The organism is Streptomyces sp. NPDC048389 (genome assembly GCF_040706335.1).
GTDB lineage: Bacteria > Actinomycetota > Actinomycetes > Streptomycetales > Streptomycetaceae > Streptomyces.
In genome coordinates this window covers 1-10,752 of record NZ_JBEZKP010000096.1, presented here as the reverse complement: position 1 = coordinate 10,752, position 10,752 = coordinate 1, and the positions used below count along the sequence as shown (strand labels likewise).

Sequence of the window (10,752 nt, the reverse complement as noted above, 5' to 3'; positions counted from 1 at the left end):
TCACCGTGGTCGACTACGGCGCGGTGCACGACGGAACGGATGACGGCGTTCAGACCGGGGCAGTCGCCGCCGGAAGTGAGCACACCAATGCGCATTGCAGCACTACTCCTGAAGGGGTCGTCCGGCAGCGGGGCCACGCCGCCCAGCGAACATCGGCTGGGGGCGGCCCCGCCCCCAGCGGGGAACGGGAGGCGGTGCCGCCTGACGACGACGGCGGCCTGTCGGAGCCACCCTCGTTCCAGCGATTGCCAATCTACCTTAACGTCAGGGTAGATTTGTAGTCGGCAAGGGTGCCGAGCAGACGACTCAAGGCGGTGAAGCCGTGGGCGAGAGGCTGATGCAGATCGGCGAGGTTTCGGAGCGTACCGGGCTGTCCCTGCGCACGATCCGCCACTACGAGGAGGTCGGCGTGGTGGCTCCGACCGGGCGTAGCCTGGGCGGATTCCGGCTCTATACCGAGGCGGAGGTCAGGCGTCTGGCGCTGGTGAGGCGTATGCGACCGCTGGGGTTCTGCCTGGAGGATGTGCGTGCGCTGCTCACGGTGCTGGACCAGCTGCCCGAGCGGGGCGGTCCCATGCCGGAAACGGATGAGCAGGCGTACGAGGAACTGGTGACAAGGTTGCGCAGGTACTGGGTGCAGGCGAATGAACGGTGCGAGGATCTTCGCCGTGAGCTGGGAGCGGCGGAGGATTTCGCGCGCTCCCTGCACGGCCACCTGGCGCACGTGCTCGAGGCCCAGGGCGCCCCGGCGGCCCAGGGCGCGCCGAAGGCGGTTCGGTGAGCGCGGCGAGTGAGTGGGCGGCCGGTGAGGCGGCCCGGCGGCGGACGTTCGCGGTGATCAGCCACCCGGACGCGGGCAAGTCGACCCTGACGGAGGCGCTGGCCCTGCACGCGCAGGCGATCACTGAGGCGGGAGCGGTCCACGGGAAGTCCGGTCGCAGGGGAGTGTCGTCGGACTGGATGGAGATGGAGAAGGCCCGCGGGATCTCCGTCACCTCGGCGGTGCTGCAGTTCGCCCACCGCGGTTGTGTACTGAATCTGCTGGACACGCCGGGGCACGCCGACTTCTCCGAGGACACCTACCGGGTGCTGGCGGCCGTCGACTGCGCGGTGATGCTCATCGACGCGGCCAAGGGGCTCGAGGAGCAGACCCGCAAGCTCTTCGACGTCTGCCGTCACCGCGGCATTCCTGTGATCACCTTTGTCAACAAGTGGGACCGCCCCGGACGCGAGGCGCTGGAACTGCTGGACGAGATCGAGCGCGAGTTCCGCCTCCGGCCGACGCCCGTCACGTGGCCCGTGGGGGCTGCCGGCTATATGCGCGGACTGATCGATGTACGCGCTCCCGAGGAGATGCTGCGCTACACCCGGGCCCCCGGCGGTGCTCACGAGGCGATCGAGGAGAGCCTGTCGGCGGATCAGGCCGCGTTCGAGGAAGGCGCCGACTGGGAACAGGCGACGGAGGAACTGCAGCTGTTGCAGGCCGACGGGGCGGAGTTCGATCGGACATCGTTTCTGTCGGGCATCTCCACACCGGTGTTCTTCGGTGCCGCGATCTCCAACATCGGGGTACGGCTGCTGCTCGACGCCATCGTCGACCTGGCACCGCCACCGGGACCGCGTGAACTCGAGGGCGGCGGCCGGCGGCCGGTCGACGCGCCGTTCTCCGGGCTGGTGTTCAAGGTGCAGGCCAACATGGACCCCGCCCACCGCGACCGGATCGCCTTTCTGCGCGTGTGCTCGGGCATCTTCGAACGCGGCGCCACCGTCACCCGCGCCGCCTCCGGCAAACCGTTCGCCACCAAGTACGCGCACAGCGTCTTCGGCCAGGACCGCTCCATGGTCGACACCGCCTACCCCGGCGATGTCGTCGGGCTGGTCAACGCCACCGCCCTGCGCGTCGGCGACACCCTCTACGACGGCCCGCCCGCCCTGTTCCCGCCGATGCCGACCTTCGCCCCCGAGCACTTCGCCGTCGTACGCCCCGTGGACATCGGCCGCTCCAAGCAGTTCCGGCGCGGCATCGCCCAGCTGGACGAGGAGGGTGTCGTGCAGGTCCTCGTCTCCGACCTCCGCGGGGACCAGGCGCCGGTGCTCGCCGCCGTCGGCCCCATGCAGTTCGACGTCGTCTCCGCCCGCATGGCCGGCGAATTCTCCGCTCCCGTACGGCTGGAGAGCCTGCCCTTCCGTCTGGCGCGCGCCACGGACGCAGCCGGCGCCGAGGCACTCAACCGCTCACGGCTGGTCAAGGGTGAAGCCCTGACCCGCCTCAGGGACAAGGCCCAACTCGCCCTGTTCCCCGACCGCTGGCAGGCCAACTCCTTCCAACGCGAGTTCCCCAAGGCCCGCCTCGAGCACCTCCTGGCCGCGCACGACTGACCGGGTGAAGGGAGAACACCGATGACGGCCGTGGCGGAGTGCCCGTCATGCGGAGAGAGCGAGGAGCTGCAAGGGGCACCCCTCGGAGGAGACATCCAGATCACCTGCCTGTCCTGCGGCGCACGGTGGATGCGAGGCGCACGACGCTGCGCCGGCTGCGGAGGCGACGACATCGTGGAACGGCCGCAGGCCATGACACGCCATTCACGCGGTACTCAACTGTCCATCATCGGCTGGCGGCAGCTGCCGCTGTGCCGGACCTGCGACGCGGAAGTCCTGGACCGATCCGTCGAGCAGAACACGCCCGTACCCGCCGAGTACGTCACCGCCTGCCTGTACGGCACGAAGGACCAGGCGCCGCAGGCCACCGTCGCAGGGGAACCCGCTGCCACGACCAAGCCGGTCCTGCCGCCGGCACCCCCGCCCGCGCCGCCGGCGGATCGGCCGAAGACGTCGACCGCCGGTGCTTCCCAGCCGGGCGCCGTGACCGGACGCCCCCAGGTGCAGCGCAGTCGTCCCGTTCCCGCGGCGGTGCCGACCGTACGGCAGGCCGTCGCCGCGTTCCTCGCGGAGGCTTCCGGAGAAGTCGACCACACCGCCATGGTCCTTCTCGGCAGCCACCTGGGCTCGCACAACCGTCTCGGCGTCCTCGAAGGGCCGGAGGCGGCCGACGAACTCGCCGACTGGTGCCACGGCCACTGGGGCGAACGCCGGACTGCGGCAGCCGAGCGGGCGCTCGACACGATCCGTCGGGCGATCGACTTCTGGGGTGCTCGTGGCTGGCTCACCTCCGACCCCGCCGCGAAGTTCCGCTGAATCCGAGCGCGGGGGACGCGCCGCACATCGAGAGGCGGCCCCGGCCACGTCGAGTGGAGGACCTTCCGGGGCCGCCGTGTCGATCGATGTGTCCAGAACCGATCGACCCGTTCAACTCTACATCAACGTAAAAGTCTGGGCCGACAATGTCCTGGTCCTGCTCGAAATACACAAGACATCAACTCTCGCGCTAGGTTAGAGATGCGCGGTCGGAGCGACGCCGCACAGCCCTCGACCCGGGTCACTCGGTCGGGGCCGGGCGGCGACGGCCCCGAGGCGGTTGCGCACCGCCGTCCGCGAGGCCGGCGTTCTGCCCTGACCACAGTCCGGCCTCGCGGACCCCCTCTCATGGGAAGTCCTCGCAGGAGCGTGGACGTGCCCACCTTCTGCGAGCAGCAAGGAGCCTGTATGTCCTCTCGCACACCCCCTCTGCCCGGCGCCGAGCGCGTGGACGTCGAGCTCGCACACGAGCCCCTGCTGAATGCCGCCATACGGCTGGCTCGTGAGCTGGGCCCCACCAGGCCCGTACTGGGCATCCTGCGCGGTTGGGGCAGAGCCGACCGCGTGCGGGCGCGGGCGCTGCGCGAGCGTCTGTCGCATCAGGGCATCCGAGGGGTGGAGCTGAGCCCCGTGCCGGAGGCCGGCGAGCGCCACCGAGCCCCGCAGGAGCGGCGGCGCCCCCGCGTTCATCTGCTCGTCCATGCCAGCGGCTCCCAGTACACTCGGGCACTGCGCGCGGCCGCCCTGTGGAACCTGCCTCTGCTCATCGAACCCCCACAGCATGAGAAGCCCGGCGTGCTGACTGTTCACAGCGGCCACCGGCGACCGGTCATCGGAGTGCATCTGCCGGGCGCCGCCCTGGACATCGCCGTCCGGCACGCGACCATCACATCCCTCCAGTCCCATCCCGGGAGTGCTTCTCTGCTGCTCGACAACGAGAAGCTCGCCGCCCCCGCCGACCGTCCTTTGAGCGTCACTCTCAAGACTGACGGCTCTTTGCAGGTCGACAGCGATGCCTTCGGAACCCGCCGGGTGAGGCGACTGCGCTACGAACGTCCCTGGGGGGTCTGTCGTTTGGACATCGACGGCACGCCCGCCCACGACGTACGCGCACCGCTGCGCTTCGAATCGATGCCGGGCCGCCTGCACCTCCTGCATCCCTGAGGTCCGGCCGCATGAACGGTCGGCCCGGCCCGTCGTCCGGATGGAGGGGCCCGGCGGACCCGGACGCCGCGGTTCGAACCTCGGCCGACCGTCCGCCAGGCCCGACGGAGTCCCCGGCGGCCCTCGCGCCCGCCGATGCCGGACGGGCCGGTCCGCCGGTCGAGCGGGCGGTGCGACATGCCACTTCCGCCGTACTCTACCCTTGCGTTAGAGTAGTGTTGCTCGCCGACGCAGTCGGCCTGCTTCCAGAAGCTGCTTCCGGGCCGTGGGCCCCGTTCCCGCGCCACGGCCCGGAAGTGGCGAAGGAGCCGCCCGTCAGGGCTGCCCTGACATTCACGGCACGGCCGCGCCGTTCACGCGCGAGTGCACTCAGACGCTGAGGAGAGCAATGGCTGACATCGTCACCCGTCTCGAAATCTCCGACCACTTGGGCAAGTTGTTCTCCAACGGCGCACTGAGCAAGCATGACCTGCTCATTGCCGCGGCCGGCGCCCGTCCCGAAGTCCGGGAGGTGCTGGCCCAGTTGCCCGACCGCCGCTACACCGAACTGCGCCAGGTCTGGGAAGACCTCCCCCTGGTCCCCGTCGGACTCTGAGATCACGGAGCAAGAAGCAATGGCCCTGTTCATGCTGCAACTGGCCGACGGAGCAGATGCCGTCATCGAGGCTGATGCGGCCGGGTGCACAGCCACCGGCGAGATCGTACTGGAACGGACGGATCACAACGGCAGAGTGGAGCGAGTGAGGGCATACCCCGCCCACGCGGTCATGGCGGTCTTCCGGCGCGGACCCGTCGAAGGAGGCGACTGCACCTGGCTGCCGCAGCCGTCTGACGGCGTCTGGTGGTGCTACTAGCCAGACCGTCGGCCCCGACTCGGGTCGTTCCGCCGGCCCTGGGGCGACTGAAGCACAGCGACCGGCAGGTATCTCGCCCATGGCGCAGGAGGAAACCGGTGGGTACTTTCTTCATGAAACTGACCGACGGCTCGGAAATGATTCTCACCGCCGGCCGGGCCACCCGCACGGGCTCCGGCGACGTGGCCTTCGAGAGCGTCGACGCCCGAGGCAACTGGTCCGTCATCTGCACCGTCAAGGCGGAGCGAGTCGCCAACGCCTACGTCCGCAAAGTCCGCGAGGACGGAAGCACCCTCTGGGAGGAGCAGACCGCGGAGGGGCGCTGGTGGGCATACTGACCTGACGCCACCGCCCTCGTCCATGACGCGACAGGCACTCTCCTCGTCCAGGACGTGACGGGCACTGCAGAGCCTTCCCTGCCGTGGCACCTGCCGCGCCCCGCGCACCGTTTCCTGCCTCACCGGAGCGACGACGGCCGCCGCAATCGGACGCTCGGGTGTATGCCAGGACCGGGAGCGCGCGCAGAAGGCCAAGCAGCTCCTGGCGCACCGGCTCTTCCGCCCTCACGCGTGACCGACCCAACAGGTCCCCGCCTGCGTGGTGGGGGCCTGCCGCTGTTCCAGGTGCCTGCACGCCAGCGCTCCGACGCGTCTGGCTCACATGATCAGCCGGCTGGCTATCGGCATCTCATAAGGTCCTACGCCCACCCTGACCTAACGTTAGGGTAGAGTGGAGATTCGAAGGCACCCGGTGCCATCTGGCATCGAAGTGCCGCGCAGGCCGTGAGCCCCGATCGGGCTCCGCCGGCAACAAGACTTCCGGGCAATGAGGCCCGAACGGGCAGCCCCGGCGGCTGCCGCCCATTCGGCCAGGGCTCCACAGTGCAGCCCGCCGAGGATTTCGCTTTCGTGCGGAATCGCGTACGACGCGCGTACGTTCAGCGGCTGGACGTGTGCGCCCGAACAGAAACGGTTGCATGTCTTCACCGCTGTCCCCTGCTCCCAAGCTGCGTATGTCGAAGCCGGACTGGCTCGCCTCTCCGAAGATTTTCCGCACCGAAGTGCTGGCCGGCCTGGTGGTGGCCCTGGCGCTGATCCCGGAGGCGATCTCCTTCTCGATCATCGCCGGTGTCGATCCGGCCGTCGGCCTCTTCGCGTCGTTCACCATGGCCGTGGTGATCTCGGTGGTCGGTGGCCGCAAGGCCATGATCTCCGCCGCCACCGGTGCGATGGCCCTGGTCATCGCACCGCTCAACCATGAGTACGGTCTCGGTTACATGATCGCGGCCGTCATCCTCGGCGGGCTGATCCAGATCGTGCTCGGCGCGCTGGGAGTGGCCAAACTGATGCGGTTCATTCCGCGCAGCGTCATGGTCGGGTTCGTCAACGCCCTCGCCATCATGATCTTCATGGCCCAGGTGCCGGAGATGGCCGATGTCCCGTGGGCGGTGTATCCGCTGATCGTCGGCGGGCTTGCCCTGATGGTGCTCGCTCCGAAGATCACCAAGGTTGTTCCGGCGCCGCTGATCTCCATCGTCGTCCTCACGGTGATCACCGTTGCCGCCGGCATCGCGGTCCCCAACGTCGGCGACAAGGGCGATCTGCCGTCCTCCCTGCCGGTGCCGGGCCTGCCGGACGTGCCGTTCACCATTGACGCGCTGACCACCATCGCTCCGTACGCGTTCGCGTTCGCTCTGGTGGGTCTGATGGAGTCGTTGATGACCGCCAAGCTGGTCGACGACATCACCGACACCCACTCGAACAAGACCCGTGAGTCGCTGGGCCAGGGTGTCGCGAACGTGATCACCGGGTTCTTCGGCGGCATGGGCGGCTGCGCCATGATCGGCCAGACCATGATCAACGTGAAGACGTCCGGTGCCCGCACCCGGCTTTCCACATTCCTCTCCGGAGCCTTCCTGCTCGTCCTCGTCGTCGTCTTCGGTCCGGTGGTGTCCGACATCCCGATGGCGGCGCTGGTCGCGGTGATGATCCTGGTGGCCGTCGCCACCTTCGACTGGCACTCGATTCAGCCGAGGACGCTGAGGCGGATGCCGATCGGCGAGACCGTGGTCATGACGGTCACCGTCGCCTGTGTGGTGGCCACCCACAACCTCGCCATCGGCGTGGTCGTCGGTTGCGTCGTCGCGATGGTGATCTTCGCCAAGCGGGTCGCGCATCTGGCCGAGGTCTCCGGCGTGGTGGACCCGGACGGCAACCAGGTCGTGTATGCGGTCACCGGTGAGTTGTTCTTCGCCTCGTCGAACGATCTGGTCTACCAGTTCGACTACAAGGACGATCCGGACGATGTCGTGATCGATCTGACCGACGCGCACATCTGGGACGCGTCCTCGGTGGCGGCCCTCGATGCGATCGAGAGCAAGTATGCACAGCGCGGCAAGAAGGTCACGATTATCGGCCTCAACAAGCCCAGCGCCGATATGCACGGCAAGCTCGCAGGCCAACTCACCGCCGGCCACTGAGACCGGCCGCCTCTGCCCGCAGACCACGGACCGCGGGCAGGGGCGGTCTCTTGTGCGGGCAGACCGGCCTCGTTGCGACGGGCGGAGGGGACGTCTCCTGCGCCTCGACGCGAGGCGGAGGGGTTGTCTCCTGCGCCTCGACGCATCAGCGTCGCGCCTGCCGGCAGGCGCGATCCCGGCTTGGACGGGGAGCCATGCCGGGACCGCGAGGGCGACGCCTCACCAGTCCATCGCGTCGCCAGTCGATCACCATACTCTGACGCTACGTAAGCGTGAAGTTGTTCTTGATCTGACTCGCCGCCGTCTACGGTGAGGGAATCTCAGGGGACTTGGCGAATCGCGCGATGAAGTCACGCCCCGCAACTCTCCTCATACGGTAGAGTGTCTCGTGCTCGCCGACGTAGTCGGCCTGCTTCCAAGAAGTCGTTCCCGAGCTGTGGTGAATCCGTTGCCTCACCCCGGCTCGGGGGCGGCGGAGCATCGGCCCGCCTCGTACGCCGCGGTCTCCAAAGTGGTTCGCCGTCCTCCCGCATCTCGTGCGCGTAGACGAGGCCCTGCCCGAGGACGAGCCGGGAGAAGTCTCCCGGGTAGGGCATGTGATGAAGCATCGCCTTCGAAGACGAGCACCGGCCTTCAGCTACTGGCGTGCCCTTCGCGCGGCACATCAGCGACCAGTGACTTTGCGTCCTCGATCAGGCAGGATCATCATTCGCGGCGGGTTGCAAGGGCATAGCCACACCGGCGTCAGCGTCGTTTCATGTAACGATCGAATGCGCCGTGCAGGACCCCGTTCAACGGGTAGTCCCACTCACCGATGTACTCCGCCACCTGGCCGCCGGTGCCGACCTTGAAGCGGAGCAGGCCGAGTTGGTGGCTGCTCTCATCGAGCATGTCGGTGATGCCGCGCATGTCATAGACGTCCGCACCCAGTTGGTGGGCGTCGCTCATCATCCGCCACTGCAGGGCGTTGCTGGGCTGGAGCTCCCGCTTGCGGCTGGTGGAGGCACCGTAGGAGTACCAGGTGTGCTTCCCGACTGTGAGCATGGTGGCTGCGGAGAGCACGTCGCCATGGTGATGGGCGAGGTAGAGCCGCACCCGATCGGGATGCTCGGCGCTCAGAGCGGTCCACATGCGCTGGAAGTAGGGGAGGGGCCGCGGGGTGAACCCGTCACGTTCCGCTGTCTCGAGGTAGAGCGCGTGGAAGGTCGGCAGATCCTCGTAGTCGCCACGGGCCACCTGCACGTCTGCCTTCTCGGCCTTCTTGATGTTGCGGCGCCACTGCTGGTTGAAGCCATGCTGGATCTCGTCCAACGTCTTTCCCACGATGGGGAGTTGGAAAACGAAACGCGGCTGTCCCTTGGTGAAGCCGTCTCCGTCGCCGTCATGGCCCTGCCGCCAGCGCATACGGCGGAGCCGGTCGCACACGTCGAAGGCCCGCTGATCGCAGGAAGTTGCCTCGACGTTCCGCAGCCGCCGTTCATGCGGGTCCGCGATGGCCGACTTCACTGCTTCGGCAGTCCAGCGCCGCATGATGACCGGTGGCCCCATCTTCACCGAGAACGCGCCTCGCGACTTCAGGTGCGCGAGCAACGGGTCGAGCCACCGGTCCAGATCGGTGGCGTACCAGTCGATGAGCGGCCCCTCGGGAAGGTAGGCCAGGTATCTCTTCAGCCACGGCATCTGCCGGTACAGCACCAGTCCGGCGCCCCTGATGCACCCCTGGTCATCGAACCAGCCAAGGCTTTCCGCACGCCATTGCGGCTTGACGTGCCCCCATGACGGCATCTGCATGTGGCTCGCCGACGGTCGGGTCGCGACGAAAGCAAGGTGCTCCTCGCGGGAGATCGGTCTCAGGCGATAGCTCACGGCAGTGCTCCTCCGCTCGACACTCCTCATTCACATTGCGCCTGGTCTGCGGCTATTCGTCTCCAGCAGCCGTTCGTCCCAAGCCGACCGCTCCACCGGAGCGGACCCGGCCGCAATCGGTCCGGTGGGAAGCTTGCAGGACACCGGATCAGGCGTTCGGTGACGCAACCACTCCATTAAGGCGCGCGCGAACGCCGCACCCGGTGCGCCACGCCGGAAACAAGGCCCGGGGCACCGGGGCCCAGCGACCGGCCCGCGGCGGCCCTGCCGCCGGCGGCGTGGACGACCACCCTGCCGGTCTCGGCTCGCATGCGGAAACAGTCCGCAGGGCTCGTTGGGGAGTGACGTTCCTGTCCGTCGCCCCTTACGACTTGTGGGCACTCAATCTGCGGCGCAGCGTGGCGGCGAAGTCCTCCCCGGCCATCAACTGCGCACGCAGCGTCTCGCAGCGCGCGTCCGCGACCTTGCGGTACGAGTCCAGCCGCTCGTACAGCCGCTCCCGCTCCTGCCCGGCGGGCAGCTCGTCGGTGGCCGCGATGCGGTCGCTGATCTCCAGGAGGTCCCGCATCTCCTCCAGGGAGAAGTCCAGGGGCTTCATGCGGCGGATGGCCATCAGGCGTTCGACGTCGGCCTCGGTGTAGAGGCGGAAGCCGCCCTTGCTGCGGGCGGACGGGACAACGAGGCCGACTTCCTCGTAGTGCCGGATCGTGCGCAGCGACAAACCGGTCCGCTCGGCGACCTCGCCGATCTGCATCTGCCGCTCTGTCATCCCGCGCCTGCTCCCTCTGCGTCCTGCTGCTCTTCGAACGTGCGAAGTGACCCAGCATACGTGTCCAGAATCACATGATCCGAAGCTGTGTTTACCTGCATTTCACAAGCCGCACCTCGCACTCTGCCCTCACGTCACGGTAAAATCGCGAGTGAGGCCGGCCCACTGCTGGAGTGGTCGGGCAACCTCGGCGGAGCGCAAGCCCCACGCGGGCTTCGCAAGCCTTCGGGCAATGATGCCCGACCGTCAGCCCCAGCGGCTGCACTCCCACTGGCATGGCCCCCTTCCTGGCCGGGCCGCCCGGGATCACGATGCGCGTGTGTTCATGGATGGATGCGTGCGCCCGAACAGAAACGGTTGCATGTCTTCACCGCTGTCCGCAGTTCCCAAGCTGCGCATGTCGAGGCCGGACTGGCTGGCGTCTT

Annotated in this window: 11 protein-coding genes; 8 read left to right on the top strand and 3 right to left on the bottom strand. The window is 68.1% G+C overall.

The annotated features are described in order from the left end of the window. On the bottom strand, positions 1-95 hold a 95-nt coding region (locus tag AB0903_RS33530; protein ID WP_366702851.1), incomplete at its 3' end, for a 6-phosphofructokinase. 227 nt (positions 96-322) lie between these two features. Here AB0903_RS33530 and AB0903_RS33525 point away from each other — a divergent pair. The 8 genes from AB0903_RS33525 (at position 323) to AB0903_RS33490 (ending at position 7,692) form a co-directional block, all read left to right on the top strand. After that, complete coding sequence (locus AB0903_RS33525) at positions 323-781, top strand: MerR family transcriptional regulator (RefSeq protein ID WP_366708524.1); 459 nt, start codon at positions 323-325, stop codon at positions 779-781. Then, on the top strand, positions 778-2,379 hold the full coding sequence (locus AB0903_RS33520) for a peptide chain release factor 3 (RefSeq protein WP_366708523.1): 1,602 nt from the start codon (positions 778-780) through the stop codon (positions 2,377-2,379). Before AB0903_RS33525 ends, AB0903_RS33520 begins: the two co-directional genes overlap by 4 nt. 192 nt (positions 2,380-2,571) lie before the next feature. Further along, on the top strand, positions 2,572-3,195 hold the full coding sequence (locus AB0903_RS33515; protein WP_366708522.1) for a hypothetical protein: 624 nt from the start codon (positions 2,572-2,574) through the stop codon (positions 3,193-3,195). Positions 3,196-3,603: 408 nt separating this feature from the next. After that, positions 3,604-4,359, top strand: a complete 756-nt coding sequence (locus tag AB0903_RS33510) for a hypothetical protein (RefSeq protein WP_366708521.1) — start codon at positions 3,604-3,606, stop codon at positions 4,357-4,359. Positions 4,360-4,747: 388 nt separating this feature from the next. Next, complete coding sequence (locus AB0903_RS33505) at positions 4,748-4,954, top strand: hypothetical protein (protein WP_366708520.1); 207 nt, start codon at positions 4,748-4,750, stop codon at positions 4,952-4,954. A gap of 19 nt (positions 4,955-4,973) precedes the next feature. Further along, positions 4,974-5,213, top strand: a complete 240-nt coding sequence (locus AB0903_RS33500) for a hypothetical protein (protein ID WP_366708519.1) — start codon at positions 4,974-4,976, stop codon at positions 5,211-5,213. A gap of 98 nt (positions 5,214-5,311) precedes the next feature. Beyond that, positions 5,312-5,551, top strand: a complete 240-nt coding sequence (locus tag AB0903_RS33495; protein ID WP_366708518.1) for a hypothetical protein — start codon at positions 5,312-5,314, stop codon at positions 5,549-5,551. Between the two features lie 638 nt (positions 5,552-6,189). Beyond that, positions 6,190-7,692 carry a SulP family inorganic anion transporter gene (locus AB0903_RS33490; protein WP_366708517.1) on the top strand — a complete coding sequence of 501 codons (1,503 nt, stop codon included), beginning with the start codon at positions 6,190-6,192 and terminating at the stop codon, positions 7,690-7,692. A gap of 744 nt (positions 7,693-8,436) precedes the next feature. On the opposite strand, the gene AB0903_RS33485 is transcribed toward AB0903_RS33490, so the two are convergent. After that, positions 8,437-9,558 carry a peptidoglycan bridge formation glycyltransferase FemA/FemB family protein gene (locus tag AB0903_RS33485; protein ID WP_366708516.1) on the bottom strand — a complete coding sequence of 374 codons (1,122 nt, stop codon included), beginning with the start codon at positions 9,556-9,558 and terminating at the stop codon, positions 8,437-8,439. Between the two features lie 364 nt (positions 9,559-9,922). After that, complete coding sequence (locus AB0903_RS33480; RefSeq protein WP_366708515.1) at positions 9,923-10,327, bottom strand: MerR family transcriptional regulator; 405 nt, start codon at positions 10,325-10,327, stop codon at positions 9,923-9,925. Between the last annotated feature and the right edge of the window lie 425 nt (positions 10,328-10,752).

Bases quoted from the DNA above. Each gene is read 5' to 3' on its own strand.
- AB0903_RS33515 (WP_366708522.1), top strand. From the start codon at position 2,572: ATGACACGCCATTCACGCGGTACTCAACTGTCCATCATCGGCTGGCGG.
- AB0903_RS33510 (WP_366708521.1), top strand. From the start codon at position 3,604: ATGTCCTCTCGCACACCCCCTCTGCCCGGCGCCGAGCGCGTGGACGTC.
- AB0903_RS33505 (WP_366708520.1), top strand. From the start codon at position 4,748: ATGGCTGACATCGTCACCCGTCTCGAAATCTCCGACCACTTGGGCAAG.
- AB0903_RS33500 (WP_366708519.1), top strand. From the start codon at position 4,974: ATGGCCCTGTTCATGCTGCAACTGGCCGACGGAGCAGATGCCGTCATC.
- AB0903_RS33490 (WP_366708517.1), top strand. From the start codon at position 6,190: ATGTCTTCACCGCTGTCCCCTGCTCCCAAGCTGCGTATGTCGAAGCCG.
- AB0903_RS33480 (WP_366708515.1), bottom strand. From the start codon at position 10,327: ATGACAGAGCGGCAGATGCAGATCGGCGAGGTCGCCGAGCGGACCGGT.